This window comes from Pseudomonas sp. GD04015 (assembly GCF_029837675.1).
In the GTDB taxonomy this organism is placed as follows: Bacteria; Pseudomonadota; Gammaproteobacteria; order Pseudomonadales; family Pseudomonadaceae; genus Aquipseudomonas; species Aquipseudomonas paralcaligenes.
This window is the reverse complement of the sequence record NZ_JAOEEE010000041.1, coordinates 22678-41017: the sequence shown is the minus strand read 5'-3', so window position 1 is coordinate 41017 and position 18340 is coordinate 22678. Positions and strand designations below refer to the sequence as shown.

Here is an 18340-nt window from a genome sequence, read left to right as displayed (position 1 = left end):
CGCGCTCGCCAGGCGGGCCTGGAGGAAGTCGCACAGCGCCGCCACCTTGCGCGAGCCGCGCCCGGCGCGCGGGTACAGGGCGTAGATGTCGTCGTCCACCGGCGTGGCGCCGATGTCAATCTCTCGCAGGGCGCCGCTGTCCAGCGCGCGCTGGGCGATGAAGCGCGGCAGCACCGCCAGCCCCAGGCCGCGTACCGCCATCTCGCACATGATCTCGCCGTTGTTGCTGGTGAAGCGCCCCTGGGGCGCCAGGCTGAAGGGCTCGCCGTCACTCTCCGACCTGAAGGTCCAGACCTGGCCGGTGCTGACGTTGCTGTAGCCGATGCCCGGGTGACGGGCGATTTCCGCCGCGCTGGCGGGCACGCCGTGGCGCGCGGCGTAGTCCGGGCTGCAGCAGAGCACCCGCGGGCTGGCGGCCAGCCTGCGGGCGATCAGCGCGCTGTCGCCCAGGCGCGAGATGCGGATGCACAGGTCGTAGCCTTCCCGCTCGAAGTCGAGGATGCGGTCGTCCAGCTGCAGGTCGACCCGCAGCTCCGGCTGCTCGGCCATGAACTCGGCGAGCAGCGGCGCCAGCCACAGGGTGCCGAAGCTCATCGGCGCCTGCAGGCGCAGGTGGCCGCGCAGGCCGCTCTCGCTGCTGGCGGCCGTCTCGGCGGCCTCGGTCAGCTGCGCCAGGGCCTGGCGCGCCTGCTCGTAGAACTGCAGGCCGGTGTCGCTGGGCGTCACCCGGCGGGTGGAGCGGTGCAGCAGGCGGGTGGCGAGGTGCTTCTCCAGGTCGCTCAGGCGCTTGCTGACCACCGACTTGGACAGCCCCATGCGCTGGGCGGCCTGGCTGACGCTGCCCAGCTCGACGACGCGGAGGAAGGTTTCGATTTCCTGCAGGTCCAGTTTCATGCGGCCTCCTGGCGGTTGATCGGCGCAGCATAGCCTCCCCGCGCGCCGCGATTGTTCGCGCCGGGCGAAAAGCCATTTCGCCGATGGGCGGGCTGTGGGCTGCGGGCCGCTGGTCTAGCCTGGAATTCCTTCCACCCAGCCTTCGGAGATACCGCCATGCCCTTCACCTACAAGCGTCTGGACAAGGACGATGCCGCCCTGCTGCTGATCGACCACCAGGCCGGCCTGCTGTCGCTGGTGCGCGACTACAGCCCGGACGAATTCAAGAACAACGTGCTGGCCCTGGCCGACATCGCCAGGTTCTTCAAGCTGCCGACCATCCTCACCACCAGCTTCGAGACCGGCCCCAACGGCCCGCTGGTGCCCGAGCTGAAAGCGATGTTCCCGAACGCGCCCTACATCGCCCGTCCCGGGCAGATCAACGCCTGGGACAACGAGGATTTCGTCGCCGCCGTCAAGGCCACCGGCCGCCGCCAGCTGATCATCGCCGGGGTGGTCACCGACGTCTGCGTCGCCTTCCCGACCCTGTCGGCGCTGGAGGCCGGCTACGACGTGTTCGTGGTGACCGACGCATCCGGCACCTTCAACACCAGCGTGCGCGACGCAGCACTCACCCGCATGGCCCACGCCGGCGCGCAGCTGGTCAACTGGTTCAGCGTGGGCGGCGAACTGCACCGCGACTGGCGCAACGACATCGAGGGCTTCGGCGGCATCCTCGGCGGCCACCTGCCGGCCTACGCCAACCTGATCCAGAGCTTCAACCAGCGCTGAGACGCGCACGGGGGCGGCCCGGGCCGTCCCCGACCTCCCGGATTCACTGGCGGTCCACGGCCGCAATCCCGCCGATTGCCTTGACCGTTTTCAGGTTCTTCGCTGGCCGTTTGGGACCTCATGCGCCGGACGGCGCTGCTCTAGTGTGAGCGGCATCGTGATGAACCGGCGTTCGGAGGGGACTATGCAGGCAGGGCGGGGCTTGAGCCGGAGGGCTGCCAGTGGCTGGCGCAACCGGGCCTTGGGGCTGGGGTTGTGCGCGTTGCTGGCGGGCTGTGGCGACGAGGGCGGGGCGCAGGCGCGGGCGGGCGATCCGCAGGCCATGCCGGCGGATGCCGCGCTGGCCCAGTTGTATGCCGCCAGCTGCCGGCAGTGCCATGCCAACCCCTCCGCCGGCGCGCCGCTGACCGGCGACGCCGCGGCCTGGGCGCCGCGCCTGGCCAAGGGCATGGATACCCTGCTGGAGCACAGCATCAACGGCTTCCAGGGCATGCCGCCGATGGGGCTGTGCATGCAGTGCTCGGCGGAGGAGTTCCAGGCGCTGATCGAATTCATGTCGGCAACGCCGACGGAGGGCCGCTGACATGGGCCAGCCGTTCTCCCGCCGCCAACTGTTGCAACGCGCCAGCCTGCTGGGCGCCGTGCTGGCGCTGCCGGCCCGCTCGCTGTGGGCGGAGCCGGCGCTCGCGTCGCGGCCGATCCCCTGGCGCAACTGGTCCGGCGCGCAGAGTTGCCTGCCGCTGGAGCGGCTGGCACCGAAGAACCTGGACGAGCTGATCCAGGCCATCCGCCAGGCGCCGGGCAAGATCCGCCCGGTCGGTTCGGGGCATTCCTTCAGCGCGCTGGTGCCCACCGACGGCACCCTGTTGTCGCTCAGCCACTTCTCCGGGCTGCTGGGCCATGACGCGCAGACCCTGCAGGCCGAGTTCGCCGGCGGCACGCCGATGTCGCAGATGGGCGCGCCGCTCAAGGAGGTCGGACAGGCGCTGATCAACATGGCCGACATCGACTACCAGACCCTGGCCGGGGCGATCGCCACCTCGACCCACGGCACCGGCGTCGACTTCGGCTCCTATTCCGCCCAGGTCTGCGGTCTGCAGCTGGTCAGCGCCGCCGGCGACGTGCTCGATTGCAGCCGCGAGAACAATCCCGCGCTGTTCGACGCCGCGCGGGTGTCGCTCGGCGCGCTGGGCGTGGTCACCCGCGTGCGCCTGCAGAACCGCCGCGCCTACCGGCTGCGCGAGCGCCAGTGGATCGCCAAGACCGAGGAGCTGCTGGAGGACATCGACAACCTCACGCGCGACAACCAGCACTGGGAGATGCTGGTGGTCACCCACTCCGACTACGCGCTGTCGGTGGCGCTGAACGAGACCGAGGACCCGGAGACGCCGCCGCTGCCGCCGGACGAGGAGGGCGGCAACGGCTTCGTCGGGCTGATCGAGGGGCTGGACAAGTACCTGAGCGACTTCCCCGACCTGCGCCGCAGCCTGCTGAACAACATGCGCCACCTGGCCAGCTTCGAGGACCGGGTGGACGACTCCTACGAAGTCTTCGCCAACGTGCGCAACGTGCGCTTCAACGAGATGGAGTACTCGGTGCCGGCCGAGCAGGGCCCGGCCTGCCTGCGCGAGATCCTCAAGCGCATCGACGACGGCAACCTGCGCACCTGGTTCCCCATCGAGTACCGCTACGTCAAGGCCGACGACATTCCCCTGAGCATGTTCGAGGGGCGCGACAGCTGCGCGATCTCGGTACACCAGCACTATGCGATGGACCATCACAACTTCTTCGCCGCGATCGAGCCGATCTTCTGGAAGTACCAGGGGCGGCCACACTGGGGCAAGCTGCACAGCCTGGGCGCGCGCCAGCTCGAAGCGCTGTACCCGCGCTGGAAGGAGTTCACCGAGGTGCGCCAGGCGCTGGACCCGCGCGGCCGCTTCGTCAACGCGCACCTGGCCGGCATCTTCGGCCTTGCTTGAGGAGTGGTGATGAAGCGACGTTCTTTCGTACTGGCCGGCCTGGGCGCCGGCGGGCTGCTGGCCGCGGCGTGGCTGCGTCCGCGCGATCACGGCCAGCCGCACGACGCCTACTTCCAGGCGCTGAACCAGGAGCTGAAGGCCAATGGGCCGATGCGCCCGGCGCTGGTGATCGACCTCGACCGGCTCGACCACAACATCGAGGTGATACGCCAGTTCCTCGCGCGCAGCGGCAAGCATCTGCGTCTGGTGGAGAAGTCCCTGCCGGCGCCCGATCTGCTGCGCTACGTCGGCGAGCGTATCGGCACCCGGCGGCTGATGTCCTTCCACCAGCCGTTCCTCAATCACGACGCGCGGCTGTTCCCCGAGGCCGACATCCTGCTCGGCAAGCCGCTGCCGGTGCGCTCGGCGCAGCTGTTCTACGAGCGCCACCGCGGCCCGTTCGACCCGGCCCGCCAGTTGCAGTGGCTGATCGACACCCCCGAGCGCCTGGGGCAGTACCTGGCGCTGGCTCAAGGCTTGGGCACGCGGCTGCGCATCAACATCGAACTGGACGTCGGCCTGCACCGCGGCGGCGTGCACGACACCCAGGCGCTGGGGCAGTTGCTGCAGCTGATCGCGGACAACCCGCAGCACCTGGAATTCGCCGGCTTCATGGGCTACGACCCGTTCGTCGGCATGAACCTGCCGGACCTGCTCGGCACCCAGGACGAGCTGCTGGCCAAGGTGATGGCGCTGTACCAGGGTCATGTGGATTTCACGCGCCAGCGCTTCCCCGCCCTGTGGCGCGAGGGCCTGACCCTGAACACCGCCGGCAGCCCCAGCTACCGCGCCCACGAGGGCGAGTCGCTGAGCACCGAGGTGGCCATCGGCACCGGCCTGCTCAAGCCCAGCCACTACGACCTGCCTTCGCTGGCCGAGCACGTGCCGGCGGTATACATCGCCACGCCGGTGCTCAAGCGCACCGGGGCGCTGCGCATCCCGGCGCTGGACGAGAAGTCGCGGCTGTTCTCCTGGTGGGACGTCAACCAGCGCGAGACCTTCTTCATCTATGGCGGCAACTGGCAGGCCGACTTCGCCTCGCCCGCCGGGCTGCAGCTGAGCGGCGTGTACGGGCGCAGCTCGAACCAGGAACTGGTCAACGGCTCGCCGGCGGTGGGGCTGGGGGTGGACGACCAGGTGTTCCTGCGGCCGACCCAGAGCGAGTCGGTGCTATTGCAATTCGGCGACCTGCTGGCGGTGCGCGGCGGCCGCATCGTCGAGCGCTGGCCGGTGTATCAGGAGTCCTGATGGTCGTGGCGCCGTAGGAGCGAGCTCTGCTCGCGAAGATGCTTGGTTCGCGAGCAGAGCTCGCTCCTACGGTGACGCGGCAATCGGTGCGCGCGGCGCACCCTACGATCTCGGGCAGACCTGGGTAGGGTGCGCCGTGCGCACCGTCGCGGCTCACTCCTGGGCGATACGCTGCTTCGCCGTGCGCGGGGTCACGCCGGTCCAGCGCTTGAAGGCGCGGCGGAAGTTGCGCACGTCGCTGAAGCCGGTGGCGCAGGCCACGTCGATCAGCCGGTTGTCGCGCTGGCCGAGCAGCTGCAGCGCACGTGCCCGGCGCAGTTCGTCGACGATTCCGTGATAGCTCAGGCCCGCGTCGCCGATGCGCCGGCGCAGGGTGCGCTCGCTCAGGTTCAACTGGCTGGCCAGCTGGCTCAGCGACGGCGGCGCCTCCAGGTTCTTGCGCACTTCGCGCTCGATGGTCTCGATCAGGTCGCTCAGCCCCTGTTCGTGCCGGCTCGCCCCGTCCAGCAGCATGCAGGCCTCGGCCACCACGTAGTCGTCTCGGGTCGGTAGTGGCATTTCCAGCCAGGCGGCCGGGAACTGCATCAGGTTGTGCTCGCTGGCGAAGCGCAGCGGGCAGCGGAACAGTTCTTCGTAGCGCTGCGCGTGCGGCGGGGCGGGGTACTGCACCTCGATGCGGCTGGCGACCAGGTCCGCGCCGGCCAGGAAGCGGACGATGGCCAGGCTGCTGGAGAACGCCTCCTCCAGGTAGAACACCGCCACGTCCGGGTCGAAGAAGCGCGGCGTGGCGTAGAACATCACCTGGCCGCCGACGATCTCCATGCGGTAGTCGAGCAGGCTGCCGATGTGCCACTGGTAGCGCAGCCCCAGGTCCAGCGCCGTGCCCAGGTCCGGGCAGGCCAGCATGGCCAGGCCGACCAGCCCCCAGGACACCGGCGTCTGCCGGCTGCCGACCGTCAGCCCCAGGCCGCTGTCGCCCAGCACCTGGCGGGCGCGCCGCACCAGCTGGTAGCTCTGCCGGAAGGACAGGCGGTAGTCCGGCCGTTTCAGATCCTCCGGGGCGAAGCCCAGGCCACGGCACAGCAGCGCCGGGTCATGGCCGCAGGCGACCGCGTGCTGCAGCAGGAAGCGGGAAATCTGCGGCGGCGCCGAGGCTTCCGAATAGCGCGGATCGACGATGGGTTTCATGCCTGTGCATCCCTCACTGCCCGAAGATGGCTGCCCGGCAGTGTGCCGCAAATACCGCGCGATGAAAGTGTTTGAAAATGTGACAGGCCTCTTGAGCCCTCCTTTTTGTCCGTTTTGGCCCCATGCCGGCTTTTTTGTTGCCGTTAATTTCATCGGGACTCAGGAGGTGCATATGTCATACAACAAAAACAAGGTGGCATTGGCAATTGGGCTTGGGCTGTGGGGGACGCAGCTGCAGGCTTTCGAGATCGAGACCGGTCCCGATCTGACGACCTCTCTCGAGAGCGTCGTCGAATTCACGTCGGTGTACCGCACCAGTTCGCCCGAGCGCATCGAGCGCGGCGGGCAGAACATCTTCGCCAACAACAACGACGGCAGCGAGTACTACGACACCGGGTTCGTCTCCAATGAATTCAAGCTGACGTCCGAGCTGCACGTGCGTACCGAGCAGGACGGCCTGTTCGTCCGCGGCACCGCCTGGTACGACACCCAGATCATGGACCACGACCCCAGCGGCGACGGCTTCGACACCCACAACACCGACAGCGACGAGCGCTACCCCTCGGACCTGAAGAACCGCGCAGGCCACCGTGCGCGCCTGCTCGACGCCTACCTCTACACCAACCGCTACATCGGCGAGATGCCGGTCAGCGTGCGGTTCGGCCGCCAGGTGATCAACTGGGGCGAGGGCATCTTCTATGCCGACGGCCTCAACGTGATCAATCCGGTGGACATCGGCCGGGTGGTGCTGCCCAACGCCAGCTTCAAGGACGCCCTGCTGCCGACCAACATGGTCTCCGCCCAGCTCGGCCTGACCGACTCGCTCAACTTCGAGACCTTCTACGGGCTGGAGTGGAAGGGCCACGAGCTGATCCCCACCGGCGCCTTCCTCAACAACCAGGACTACTTCGGCAAGGGCAGCAACGGCGTGCTGGTGGACCTGCGCAACGAGCTGGGCCCGCTGGCCGAGCTGGTGCCGGGGCTCAACGGCGAGAACGGCATCGTCGCCGGCGCCCGCTACGGCCGCGAGCACGACGCCCGCGACGACGGCCAGTACGGCTTCGCCCTGCGCTACCTGGTGGAGCAGTGGAACAACACCGAGTTCAGCCTCTACTACCTCAACTACCACAGCAAGGTGCCGTTCCTGCGCATGCAGAAGGGCCAGTCCATGGCCTGCAGCGCCGGCAGCGGCGGACGCTTCGCCGACCTGTGCGGCCTGGCCCAGCTGCTCGACCCGGCCTCGGTGCCGCTGGTGGACGGCCTGGCCCTGCTCGACAGCAGCTACTACGACTTCATCTACCCCGAGGACATCCGCCTGTTCGGTCTCAGCGTGTCCGGCACCCTCGGCGACACCAGCCTGGCCGGCGAGCTGACCTACCGGCCCAATGCGCCGCTGGAACCCTCGATGACCTACGAACTGGAGCAGATGGCCGAGGGCGCCCTGGGTGCTGGCGGCGCCAGTGGCGGCAGCATCGACCTGGGCGAGTTCGGCGACGGCTCGGCCAACGACCCGCGCCGCGGCATCGACCTGTACAAGCGCCACGAGCTGTACACCGGCTCGGTCTCGGCCATCCACGCCTTCGGCCCCACCGCCGGCCTGGACGACCTGATGGTGCTGGCCGAGGTGGCCTTCAACCATGTGCCGGGCAGCCTGCTCGACACGGTCAACTACGAGTACCTGGACTCCTTCGCCTGGGGCTACACGGTGAACCTCTCCGGCCTGATCCAGGACGTGACGCCGAACTTCGACCTGATGCCGGGGATCACCTTCCGCCAGGACGTGTCCGGCACCTCGCCCGCGCTCAACGAGAACTTCATCCAGGGGCGTAAGTCCGCCACCGTCGAGCTGGGCGCCAAGTACGGCCAGAAGCTGGCCGGCAAGCTGGCCTACACCTCGTTCTGGGGCGCGCGCAAGGACAACGCGCTGATCGACCGCGATCACGTCGCCCTCAACGTCTCCTACTCCTTCTGACGGTGGAAACCACATGACCAGAACCGCATTCACCTCCGTCCTGCTCTCCCTCGGCCTGCTGCTGCCCCTGGCGGCCCAGGCCAAGGTGAGCGCCGAGCAGGCGGCACAACTCGAGGGCGCGCTGACCCCCTTCGGCGCCGAGCGCCAGGGCGACGCGGCCAAGGGCATCCCGGAGTGGACCGGCGGCATGACCCAGGCGCCGGCCGGCTACGGCGGCCCGGGCAGCTTTCACGTCGACCCCTACGCCGACGAGAAGCCGCTGCGGGTGATCGACGCCGGCAACATGGACGCCGACGCGGCCAACCTCAGCGACGGCGTCAAGGCGCTGCTCAAGGCCTACCCGCAGACCTTCAAGCTGCCGGTCTACACCAGCCATCGCAGCTTCGCCGCGCCGGAAGACATCTACCGCAACACTGCCGTCAACGCGCAGAAGGCCGAGCTGGGCGGCTCCGGCTATGGCCTGGTGGGTGCCTACGGCGGCATCCCGTTCCCGATCCCGGCCGATGGCCGCGAGGCGATCTGGAACCACATCGCCCGCTGGCAGGCGCGCTACACCGACGAGGTGGCGGTGACCGCACAGGTCACCACCAGCGGCAGCTACTCGCTGCTGCGCGAGCGCATCCAGCTGCTGTCCAACTACTACAACCCGAAGAAGGACGCCGACAGCCTGGGCAACCGCCTCTATTACTTCGCCAGCGAGCTGCTGCCGCCGTCGCGTGACGTGGGCCGCGCGCTGCTGGTGCACGAGACCATCGATCAGGTCGCCGAGCCGCGCTCGGCATGGATCTACAACCCCGGCCAGCGCCGCGTGCGGCGCGCCCCGACCCTGGCCTACGACACGCCGATCGACGGCATCTACGCCGACGACACCGACATGTACAACGGCGCCACCGACCGCTACGACTGGAAGCTGGTCGGCAAGCAGGCGCTGCTGGTGCCGTACCACAACTACGCCATGGAGAAGCCGGGCATGAAGGCCGGCGAGTTGGTCAAGCCGGGCCACCTCAACAGCGACCTGACCCGCTGGGAGATGCACCGCGTGTGGGTGGTCGAGGCCACCCTGCGCCCGGGCCAGCGCCACGTGCACGCCAAGCGCCGCTTCTACCTCGACGAGGACAGCTGGTACGCCCTGATGGTGGAGAACTACGACGCCCGCGGCGAGCTGTGGCACGTCAACCTGGCCTTCACCAAGAACGCCTACGAGGTGCCGGTGATCACCCCGGTGAATATCGTGTTCCACGACCTGATCGCCCGCAGCTACACGGTGATCGGCCTGCGCAACAACGAGAAGGCGCCGCGCCAGTTCCACCTGGCGCCGCCGCCGGACAGCTACTTCACCCCCGCCAGCCTGCGGCGCAAGGGTACCCAGTAGGGGCTGAAGCGGCAGCGTAGTTCTGGCGCCATGGCGTCGAGAACCAGGCTGTCGCTCTTGTGGGAGCGACTGGGCGGCATTCCGATTGGCCGCGACAGGGCCGAAGCTTCGCGGCCAAGGCCGCTCCCACGGTAGTTGCTGCTCCTTTGTAGGAGCGCTGTTTGCAGATAGGCCACGCCGGGGGCGGCGTGGCTGTTTTTCCATGACGGTATTTCCAGCTTGGGGGTTCGGGCTTGCGGCAACGCCGCAGGGCGGAGCTTTGCCGCCGCGAGCCCGGGCCGACCGAGAAACCCACCGGCTGAGTTCAAGCCACCGATTGCAGTCTTGCAAGAGCCTCCGGCTCGAGGTGCTGAATCATGAAAACAACAAGAAGAGCGTTATCGTCATTCCTGGCCGTGCTGTTCGGCTTCCTGCCCCTGGTCGCCCTGGCCTACAGCGACAACTACCTGATCGGCGTCGGCAAGTACGACGTCACCGGTGCCGCCGCCGAGGTCGGCATGATGGGCTACGCCGACCCCGCGCAGAAGAGCAGCGGCATCCACAACCGCCAGTACGCCCGCGCCTATATCATCGCCCAGCCCAACGACGGGCCGGCCGTGGTGTTCGTCAACGTGGACGCCGGCGCCCTGTTCCAGTCGGTCAACCAGGCGGTGGTCGAGCGCCTGCGGCAGCGCTTCGGCGAGCGCTACACCGAGCAGAACGTGGTGCTCAGCGCCACCCACACCCACGGCGCGGCGGGCGGGCAGTCGCACTACGCGCTGTACAACGTGACCATCTTCGGCTTCATCAAGGAGAACTTCGAGGCCCAGGTCAACGGCATCGTCGCCGCCGTCGCCGAGGCCCACGCCAACCTGCGGCCCGGCCACGTGCTGATCAACCGCGGCGAGCTGTACGACACCAGCATCAACCGCTCGCAGCCGGCCTACGACAACAATCCGGCCGAGGAACGCGCCCGCTACGGCAGCTCGATCGACCCGGAGATGGTGGTGCTGCGCCTGCGCCAGGGCGACCGCGACGCCGGCATGATCAGCTGGTTCGCCGTGCATCCGGTGTCGATGAACAAGACCAACACCCTGCTCACCAGCGACAACAAGGGCCGCGCCGAATGGCGCTTCGAGGAGCTGGCCAGGGCCCAGGGCAACCCGGACTTCGTCGCCTCCTTCGCCCAGAGCAACCACGCCGACACCACGCCGAACCTCAACCTGGACGGCACCGGGCCGACCCGCGACCAGTTCCGCAACACCGAGATCATCGGCGACCGCCAGTTCGACAAGGCCCTGGCGCTGTACCAGGGCGCCAGCCTGCAGCTGACCGGCGCCGTCGACTTCCGCCACCAGTACAACAACTACTCGAAGATCCGCGTGCGGCCGGAGTTCGGCGGCGGCCAGGAGCGCAACACCTGCAACGCCGCCCTGGGCTACGCCTTCGCCGCTGGCACCGAGGACGGTCGCGGGCTGGACGGCGTTGACGAGGGCACGGTGGAGACCAACCCGCTGCTCAACCTGATCACCCAGACCCTCACCCCGCCCACCGAGGCGGACAAGGCCTGCCACGCGCCCAAGCCGATCATCCTCCAGCAGAGCGCGTTCAAGCCCTATCCCTGGAGCCCTGAGGTGCTGCCGGCGTCGATCCTGCGCATCGGCCAGTTCGCCCTGCTGGCGGTGCCCGGCGAGTTCACCGTGATGGCCGGCCGGCGCCTGCGCGAGACCGTGCGCGGCGCGCTGGGCGACGACCCGTGGCTGGTGGTGGCCGGGCTGTCCAACGCCTATGCCGGCTACGTCACCACCGCCGAGGAGTACGACGTGCAGCACTACGAGGGCGGCTCCACCCACTTCGGGCGCTGGACCTTGGCCGCCTACCAGCAGGTGTTCCACGACATGGCCGTGGCCCTGCGCGACCAGCAGGCGGTGATCAGCACCCTGGCGCCGCGCGACCTGCGCAACGACCAGCACAACTTCCTGCCCGGGGTGGTCTACGACAACCCGCCGGTGGGCAAGCGCTTCGGCCAGGTAGTGACGGACGCGAAGGCGCAGTACCGCGTCGGCGAGACGGCCCAGGCGGTGTTCTGGACACCCGCGCAACAACCTGCGCACCGAGGGCACCTTCCTCGAGGTGCAGCGCAAGGTGAACGGCCTGTGGCAAGTGGTCGCCCGCGACAACGACTGGAGCACCCAGTACCACTGGCTGCGCAAGGACGGCTTCTGGGGCACCTCCCAGGCCACGCTGCGCTGGACCATCCCGGAGGGCACCCCGGCTGGCGAGTATCGCCTGGTCCACTACGGCGACAGCAAGGCGCCGGTGACCGGCCGGATCAGCGCCTTCTCCGGCGCCAGCCGCAGCTTCACCGTGCAATGAGAGCGCCGGGCCGGGACCCCGCGTCCCGGCCCGGTAGTGACGATCCGCCGCGAAACCCGCAGAATGCCCACTTTCCGCCCGCCACCGCCGTGGCCGGGCTTCGTCTGTCTTTCGGGTCTCGTTCTGAACTATGCGAATGCGGTTGCTGTTGCTGGGAGGGGGTAACGCCCTGGGTCAGGCGCTGGTGCGCCAGGGGGCCGAGGAAGACATCGGCTTTCTCACCCCGCGTCCGCCGGAAGGAGGCTGGGACACCGCCAGCCTCACCCAGCTGCTCGACGAGACCCGCCCCGACGCGCTGATCAACCTGGCCTACTACTTCGACTGGTTCCAGTCCGAGGCCTTCGACGAGCGCCGCTTCGCCCAGCAGGAGCGGGCCATGGAGCGCATGGCCGAACTCTGCCAGCACCACGGCATCCTGCTGCTGCAGCCCTCCAGCTACCGGGTGTTCGACGGCGCCCGCGCCACCGCCTACAGCGAGAAGGACGAGCCGCTGCCCCTGGGCCAGCGCGGCCAGGCCCTGCTGCGCATCGAGCAGTGCGTGCGCGCCACCTGCCCGCGCCACGTGCTGCTGCGCTTCGGCTGGCTGCTGGACGACAGCGCCGATGGCCTGCTCGGCCGCTTCCTGCGCCGGGCCGAACAGGAGCCGGAGCTGATCCTGGCCGACGACCGCCGCGGCAACCCGACCCTGGTCGACGACGCCGCGCGGGTGATCCTCGCCGTGCTCAAGCAGCTGGACTGCCAGAGCCCGCTGTGGGGCATCTACCACTACGGCGGCCACGAGGCCACCACGCCGCTGGCCCTGGGCCAGGCGGTGCTCGGCGAAGCGCGCGGCCTGCATCCGCTGAAGGTGCAGGAGATCAGTGCCCAGGCCCACGCCGCCCGGCCGGACGCCGCCGAGGAACCGCAGCACGCGGTGCTGGCCTGCAAGAAGATCCTGCACACCTTCGGCATCAAGCCGCGGGCGTGGCGCGCCGGCCTGCCGGCGCTGCTGGACCGTTTCTACCGCCGTGCCTGAGTGAATCCCATGTCCGACTCCCTGATCCTGGTCACTGGCGGCGCCGGCTTCATCGGCTCCCACCTCTGCGACGCCCTGCTGGCCGCCGGCCACCGGGTGCGCGTGCTGGACGACCTGTCCACCGGCAAGCGCGGCAACCTGGCGCTGGACGACCCGCGCCTGGAACTGATCGAGGGCGACGTGGCCGACGCCGACCTGGTGCGCCGCGCCGTGGCCGGCTGCGCCGCGGTGGCCCACCTGGCCGCGGTGGCCTCGGTGCAGGCCTCGGTGGACGACCCGGTCGGCACCCACCAGAGCAACTTCGTCGGCACCCTGAACCTCTGCGAGGCGATGCGCGAGGCCGGCGTGCGGCGGGTGCTGTTCGCCTCCAGCGCGGCGGTGTACGGCAACAACGGCGAGGGCGTGGCGGTGGCCGAGGACACACCCAAGGCGCCGCTCACCCCCTACGCCGCGGACAAGCTGGCCAGCGAGCACTACCTGGACTTCTACCGCCGCCAGCACGGGCTGGAGCCGGCGGTGTTCCGCTTCTTCAACATCTTCGGCCCGCGCCAGGACCCGTCCTCGCCCTATTCGGGGGTGATCAGCATCTTCACCGAGCGCGTCCTGGCCGGCAGGCCGATCACGGTGTTCGGTGACGGCGAGCAGACCCGCGATTTCTTCTACGTCGCCGACCTGGTGCCGCTGCTGATGCAGGCGCTGGGTGAGGCCCAGGTGCAGCCGGACGCGGTGAACGTCGGCCACGGCCAGTCGGTCAGCCTCAACCAGTTGCTCGACGCCATCCGCCAGGTGCTCGGTGGCCTGCCCGAAGTGACCCACGGCGCGGCCCGCGCCGGCGACATCCGACACTCGCGGGCGGACAACCGCCTGCTGCGCGAGCGCTACCGGCTGGCCCCCGCCACGCCCCTGCAGGAAGGCCTGGCCCGGCTCCTCAAGCAGGGCGGGTGAATCCCTCGGGAGAACGGCGTGGCGTTGCCACGTCGGAGCGTTGCCGCCGCGGTTGGTGATGGCACTGTCGTATCAAGCTTTCCCTCCAGTTGCCGATAGGTTCAGTGCACACATGCCAACTGCCAGCGCATGCCTGCCAGTTGCCCAGGGCATGCCGCAAGGGATCGTCGAATACCACTTGAGTCTATGAGCTGTTTCCAATGGATAAACGACTTGGATTGTCTCCGATGCCCGCCTGCCGGTTAGCCGTCAGCGCCGGGTTGCTCGCCTCCACACTGTTTGCTGCAGGTTGTACAACGCCTTTCACCCCGGTTCCTGTCGCTGTCAATTTTCCCCATGCCAAGCAGGAGAAGCTCCAGGCCGCCTCCCATTGGCAGCTGATCGCGGATGACACCGCCAGGCAACTGATCCGCTCGTTGCCGGATGACCGACCACTCTATGTGAGCCAGCCTGCGACACAGAGTCCGTTTGCCCGGGTATTCAGCCAGCAGCTCATCACTTCCCTTCTGAGAGCCGGCTATCCGGTGCACAAGCAGAACACCGGCGCCGGTGTTCTGGTGGTGGAGGTGGATGCCGAACCGGTGCGCTTCTCGCCGAATCGCCTGCAGTACCGTTATGTCGGTACCGCGACGACCCTGACCAGTGGCTTGTGGGTGCTGCGCGGCATTTACCGCAGCGTATCGCCGGGCGCGGCGATGGTCGCGGCCGCGGGTGGCCTGGATGCCGCCGAATGGTTTCACTCCGAGTTCGCCAGAGGCCCGACGCCGGAGATAGAGCTGGTCGTCAATACGACCGTATCGGATCAGCACCGCTACTACGCCCGGGTGTCCGATGCCTACTACACCGTGGACCCCGAGTGGCGCCTTTACGCACCGGGATGGCAGGGCGTCAACGTCCCGGTCGTCGGAGGTTCGGGCCTATGAACCTTCGATCGTCGCTGATTGTTGTTTCCCTGCTGGGTGGCCTGCTGTTGCAGGGCTGTGGCGTTTCCCCGACTCGCCCCCAGGCCGCCAGGGAGGAGTCCAGCACGCCCCTGGTCCGGGCCAACTACCGTGCCGCCGAATCCTTGCTGGAGCAGCTGCGCTACAGCCTCCCGCTCAAGCAGGGCGCGATATTGATCGGCACGCTGGTCAATATCGACGCCCTGGACAGGTCATCGACCTTTGGCCGCCTCACCACGGACCAGATTTCTGCACGCTTCACCATGGCGGGCTATCCGATGGTCGAGATGAAGCTGCGCAACAGCGCCTACATGCTGAGGGATCAGGCCGAGCTGATGCTGAGCCGCGAGGTCGGAGACCTGATCAGCAGCCATAACGCGCAGGCGGTGATCGTGGGGACCTATGCCGTCAGTCGCGACCGGGTCTATATCAACCTGAAAGTGATTCGACCCCAGCGCGGCATCGTGTTGGCCGCCTACGACTACAGCCTGCCTCTGGACGACGAGACCCGTCTGCTCCTGCTGCGCGGCTGGCGCAATACGGAGTGGCCGGCTGCTTATCCGGCAAGGTAGGCAGGGACAGGCATCAAGATGTCCCCGTTGCGTGTTACAGACAACTGCCCTGCGGAAACGGCTTGCCTGCAATATCAATAGAAACCCACCAGCGCAATCGACCGCGGCACCGCCGGTGGGTTATGCAGGCAAGCAGCTAACCCGCCCTACACGTTGCGGGGTCAAACCCCTCTAGCTGAACGCTGCAGCTGCCTGTCTCTGGATTCCCGCCTGCGCGGGAATGACGGTCGGAAGAAACTCCTCCCCTACCTCGTCATCCCCGCGCAGGCGGGGATCCAGAAGGGATCGGAGCAATACAACATCTAACGTGGGCATGGCCAACAAAAAGCCCCGCGAGTGCGGGGCTTTTTTGTGCGGCGGTCGGGGCTTAGAACTTGTAGCCCAGGCCGACCATGTACACGAACGGATCGACATCCACGTCCACTTCGACTTCACGGCCGCCGAAGCTGGTGGTGCCCTTGGTGTCGATGTCGACGTAGCGCACCTGGGCGTTGAGCAGCAGGTTGTCGGTCAGCATGTAGTCCAGGCCCACCAGGCCGGCCAGGCCCCAGGAGTCGTCCAGGTCGAAGCCGCTGAAGCCCTTGTCCTCGGCCGCGCTGCTCAGCTTGGTGTCGAAGAACCAGGTGTAGTTGAGGCCGGCGCCGACATAGGGCTGGAAGGCGGAGGAGGCGTCCAGCGGGTAGTAAACCACGCTCAGGGTCGGCGGCAGGTGCTTCAGCTCGCCGAGCTTGCCGTTGAGGCCGGCGTATGGGCCGGGCATGCCCTTCACGCCCACGTCGTGGCTGAACGGGGTGGCGGCCAGCAGTTCGATACCGATGTTGTCGGTGATCATGTAGGCGAAGTTCAGGCCGAGCTGGGTGTTGCTGTCCAGGGTGGCCTTGGTGCCGGCCACATCGGTGCCCAGTGCGCCGACCCAGATGTCGCTGCTGCTTTCATGGGGATCGACGGTGACGGCGCCGGCGCGGACGATGATGTCGCCGGCCTTGTGAGCCTGGGCCAGCGGCGCGGCCAGGGCGAGGGCGATCAGGGAGGAGGCGAGCAGTGTCTTCTTCATCATGGAGCTCCGGGGAGTCGGCAATGTGTGTTGGCTGGCTGTCATCCTACGGCGCCGCCCGGGCGACTTGTTGACCTGGCTCAATAGGCGGGCGGTACGGTGTGCGGCAGCCTGTCGCACTACTACAGCTCGTAAGGGTAGATCTTTTCGGCGGCCATCTGGTAACCGGCGGTGCCCATTTCGCTGCCGCGCGCCTCGACCTTGAGCGGCCCCTCGATCCAGAACGGCTGGTAGAGCGCGTCCATCAGCACGCCCAGCTCGGTGGTGACGTGCACAATCTGGTTGGATGGTGGCGGCGGCACGTGGATGCAGGCGCCGAAGTAGGGCACGAAGAGGAACTCGGTCACCCGGCCTTCCTCGGTCACGTCCAGCGGCACGATGTAGCCGGGCAGCTTGATCCGCTGGTCGTTGAGTTCCTGCACCACCGGCGCGTTCGGCGACAGCTGCTGGGCTGCCGGGCCGCTCTCGGCGGCCAGGGCGTCGGCCAGCTGCGACAGGTCGTGCATCGGCGCCTGCTGCATCGGTTGCGGCGGGGCGTCCGGCGGGATCAGCTCGCTCCAGGTCAGCTCGCGCGTGTTTCCGGCCAGGACCGAGGTGGCACACAGCAGCAGGGCGAACAGCAGATGACGCATGGCAACCTCACAGGCGAATGGACAGGCCGTCGGCCAGCGACTGCCGATAGGCGCGCCACGCCGGCACGGCTCCCATCAGCAGGGCGGCGGCCAGGATAGCGCCGAGCAGCCCCCACTCATAGGGGCTGGGCAGCGCCAGCGGCAGGTAGAGGCCGTACTGCGCCTGCACCCAGCCCTGGCTGGCGGCGATGCCGGCATACAGCAGCCCCAGCCCCAGCGCCGCGCCGGCCAGGGCGAGGACCAGCGCCTCCATCACCAGTAGTCCGGCGATGTGCCACGGCCGCGCACCCACCGAGCGCAGGATGGCCATCTCCCGACGGCGTTCGTTGAGGCTGGTGAGGATCGCCGTGAGCATGCCGATCAGCCCGGTCAGCACCACGAACAGGGAGACCACGAACAGCGCCTTCTCCGCCGTGCCCATCAGGCTCCACAGCTCCTGCAGGGCCACGCCGGGGAGGATCGCCAGCAGCGGCTCGCCACGGTATTCGTTGACCTGGCGCTGTACGGCGAAGGTGGCGACCTTGCTCTTCAGCCCGAGCAGCACGGCGGTGATCGCCTTGGGTTGCAGATGCATGTCGCGCGCCTGCTCGGCCGAGACCTTGGCCGCGCCGCGCGCCGGCATGCCGTTCTGCCAGTCCACGTGCAGCGCCTCCATGCCCTCCAGCGAGATGTGCAGGGTGCGGTCCACCGGCGTGCCGGTGCGGGCGAGCACGCCGACCACGCGGAACGGTTTGTCGTCGTGCTGGGTCAGGCTGACGGTAGCGACGCCGTGGGCCAGCACGATGCTGTCGCCGAGCTTGTACTTGAGCGCCTCGGCCACCTCGGCGCCGAGCACCACCTCGAACAGGTCGGCGAACGGTTTGCCCTCGGCCAGCCGCAGGCCCTGGCCGCGGCCGTAGCGGTAGTGCTCGAAGTAGCCGGCGTCGGTGCCCAGCACCCGGTAGCCGCGGTGCGAGTCGCCCAGCGAAAGCGGGATGGCCCACTTCACCTGCGGATGCTTGCTCAGGGTCTCGAAGCTGTCCCAGCGGATATTGTTGGTGGCATTGCCGATGCGGAACACCGAGTAGAGCAGCAGGTTCACGCTGCCCGAGCGGGCGCCGACGATCAGGTCGGTGCCGCTGATGGTGCTGGCGAAGCTGGCACGGGCCTCGGTACGTACCCGCTCCACGGCCAGCAGCAGGCACACCGAGAGGGCGATGGCGAACACCGTGAGCAGGGCGGTGAAGCGGCGGTTGGCGAGGCTCGCCAGGGCGATGCGCAATAGGTGCATGTTAGGGTCTGTTCCCGGTTTTTTGTGGGCCGCGTTGCTGCGTCAAATGGCGCCAGGCTAGGCGCGGGACGCAGGCAATGGTCGCCCCCTTGG

The 18340-nt window shown here is 68.3% G+C and carries 16 protein-coding genes; 11 read left to right on the top strand and 5 right to left on the bottom strand.

What is annotated here, in order from left to right:
* Positions 1–894 (bottom strand): LysR family transcriptional regulator (locus N7640_RS22855; RefSeq protein ID WP_279906241.1); only part of this gene is annotated, 894 nt, incomplete at its 3' end.
* A 156-nt stretch (positions 895–1050) separates the two neighbouring features.
* Here N7640_RS22855 and ycaC point away from each other — a divergent pair.
* From ycaC to N7640_RS22835, 4 genes are all read left to right on the top strand, one after another.
* Complete coding sequence (ycaC, locus tag N7640_RS22850; RefSeq protein WP_279904237.1) at positions 1051–1665, top strand: isochorismate family cysteine hydrolase YcaC; 615 nt, start codon at positions 1051–1053, stop codon at positions 1663–1665.
* Between the two features lie 202 nt (positions 1666–1867).
* On the top strand, positions 1868–2248 hold the full coding sequence (locus N7640_RS22845; RefSeq protein WP_279904236.1) for a c-type cytochrome: 381 nt from the start codon (positions 1868–1870) through the stop codon (positions 2246–2248).
* Position 2249: 1 nt separating this feature from the next.
* Positions 2250–3644 carry a D-arabinono-1,4-lactone oxidase gene (locus N7640_RS22840; protein ID WP_279904235.1) on the top strand — a complete coding sequence of 465 codons (1395 nt, stop codon included), beginning with the start codon at positions 2250–2252 and terminating at the stop codon, positions 3642–3644.
* A gap of 72 nt (positions 3645–3716) precedes the next feature.
* Positions 3717–4931, top strand: a complete 1215-nt coding sequence (locus N7640_RS22835; protein ID WP_279904271.1) for a DSD1 family PLP-dependent enzyme — start codon at positions 3717–3719, stop codon at positions 4929–4931.
* Between the two features lie 153 nt (positions 4932–5084).
* Here the strand turns inward: N7640_RS22835 and N7640_RS22830 are convergent, their stop codons facing one another.
* Complete coding sequence (locus N7640_RS22830; RefSeq protein ID WP_279904234.1) at positions 5085–6119, bottom strand: AraC family transcriptional regulator; 1035 nt, start codon at positions 6117–6119, stop codon at positions 5085–5087.
* 172 nt (positions 6120–6291) lie between these two features.
* Here N7640_RS22830 and N7640_RS22825 point away from each other — a divergent pair, with 172 nt between their 5' ends.
* From N7640_RS22825 to N7640_RS22795, 7 genes are all read left to right on the top strand, one after another.
* Positions 6292–8091: a DUF1302 domain-containing protein gene (locus tag N7640_RS22825; RefSeq protein ID WP_279904233.1), complete on the top strand. Its 1800-nt coding sequence runs from the start codon at positions 6292–6294 to the stop codon at positions 8089–8091.
* Between the two features lie 13 nt (positions 8092–8104).
* Positions 8105–9463, top strand: coding sequence for a DUF1329 domain-containing protein (locus N7640_RS22820; RefSeq protein WP_220811415.1), 1359 nt, complete (start codon positions 8105–8107; stop codon positions 9461–9463).
* Between the two features lie 356 nt (positions 9464–9819).
* A complete protein-coding gene (locus tag N7640_RS22815) occupies positions 9820–12117 on the top strand; it encodes a neutral/alkaline non-lysosomal ceramidase N-terminal domain-containing protein (protein ID WP_279906239.1) in 2298 nt (765 codons plus the stop codon).
* Positions 12003–12833 (top strand): sugar nucleotide-binding protein, encoded by an 831-nt coding sequence (locus N7640_RS22810; RefSeq protein WP_279904231.1) that lies wholly within the window; start codon positions 12003–12005, stop codon positions 12831–12833. Before N7640_RS22815 ends, N7640_RS22810 begins: the two co-directional genes overlap by 115 nt.
* A 9-nt stretch (positions 12834–12842) precedes the next feature.
* Positions 12843–13778, top strand: a complete 936-nt coding sequence (locus N7640_RS22805; RefSeq protein ID WP_279904230.1) for an NAD-dependent epimerase/dehydratase family protein — start codon at positions 12843–12845, stop codon at positions 13776–13778.
* 200 nt (positions 13779–13978) lie between these two features.
* Positions 13979–14701, top strand: coding sequence for a hypothetical protein (locus N7640_RS22800; protein WP_279904229.1), 723 nt, complete (start codon positions 13979–13981; stop codon positions 14699–14701).
* Positions 14698–15291, top strand: coding sequence for a FlgO family outer membrane protein (locus N7640_RS22795; protein WP_220811425.1), 594 nt, complete (start codon positions 14698–14700; stop codon positions 15289–15291). Before N7640_RS22800 ends, N7640_RS22795 begins: the two co-directional genes overlap by 4 nt.
* Before the next feature lie 367 nt (positions 15292–15658).
* Here the strand turns inward: N7640_RS22795 and N7640_RS22790 are convergent, their stop codons facing one another.
* The 3 genes from N7640_RS22790 to N7640_RS22780 form a co-directional block, all read right to left on the bottom strand.
* The gene (locus tag N7640_RS22790; protein ID WP_220811426.1) at positions 15659–16345 is read right to left on the bottom strand and encodes an OmpW family outer membrane protein; all 687 of its coding nucleotides are present in this window, start codon (positions 16343–16345) and stop codon (positions 15659–15661) included.
* 122 nt (positions 16346–16467) lie between these two features.
* Positions 16468–16977 (bottom strand): DUF3299 domain-containing protein, encoded by a 510-nt coding sequence (locus N7640_RS22785; protein ID WP_220811428.1) that lies wholly within the window; start codon positions 16975–16977, stop codon positions 16468–16470.
* Positions 16978–16984: 7 nt separating this feature from the next.
* Positions 16985–18247, bottom strand: coding sequence for an ABC transporter permease (locus tag N7640_RS22780; RefSeq protein WP_279904228.1), 1263 nt, complete (start codon positions 18245–18247; stop codon positions 16985–16987).
* Between the last annotated feature and the right edge of the window lie 93 nt (positions 18248–18340).

What these genes read in the sequence shown, in the direction of transcription:
- ycaC (WP_279904237.1), top strand. Translation starts at nt 1,051, where the DNA reads ATGCCCTTCACCTACAAGCGTCTGGACAAGGACGATGCCGCCCTGCTG.
- N7640_RS22840 (WP_279904235.1), top strand. Translation starts at nt 2,250, where the DNA reads ATGGGCCAGCCGTTCTCCCGCCGCCAACTGTTGCAACGCGCCAGCCTG.
- N7640_RS22830 (WP_279904234.1), bottom strand. Translation starts at nt 6,119, where the DNA reads ATGAAACCCATCGTCGATCCGCGCTATTCGGAAGCCTCGGCGCCGCCG.
- N7640_RS22825 (WP_279904233.1), top strand. Translation starts at nt 6,292, where the DNA reads ATGTCATACAACAAAAACAAGGTGGCATTGGCAATTGGGCTTGGGCTG.
- N7640_RS22820 (WP_220811415.1), top strand. Translation starts at nt 8,105, where the DNA reads ATGACCAGAACCGCATTCACCTCCGTCCTGCTCTCCCTCGGCCTGCTG.
- N7640_RS22815 (WP_279906239.1), top strand. Translation starts at nt 9,820, where the DNA reads ATGAAAACAACAAGAAGAGCGTTATCGTCATTCCTGGCCGTGCTGTTC.
- N7640_RS22805 (WP_279904230.1), top strand. Translation starts at nt 12,843, where the DNA reads ATGTCCGACTCCCTGATCCTGGTCACTGGCGGCGCCGGCTTCATCGGC.
- N7640_RS22800 (WP_279904229.1), top strand. Translation starts at nt 13,979, where the DNA reads ATGGATAAACGACTTGGATTGTCTCCGATGCCCGCCTGCCGGTTAGCC.
- N7640_RS22795 (WP_220811425.1), top strand. Translation starts at nt 14,698, where the DNA reads ATGAACCTTCGATCGTCGCTGATTGTTGTTTCCCTGCTGGGTGGCCTG.
- N7640_RS22790 (WP_220811426.1), bottom strand. Translation starts at nt 16,345, where the DNA reads ATGAAGAAGACACTGCTCGCCTCCTCCCTGATCGCCCTCGCCCTGGCC.
- N7640_RS22785 (WP_220811428.1), bottom strand. Translation starts at nt 16,977, where the DNA reads ATGCGTCATCTGCTGTTCGCCCTGCTGCTGTGTGCCACCTCGGTCCTG.
- N7640_RS22780 (WP_279904228.1), bottom strand. Translation starts at nt 18,247, where the DNA reads ATGCACCTATTGCGCATCGCCCTGGCGAGCCTCGCCAACCGCCGCTTC.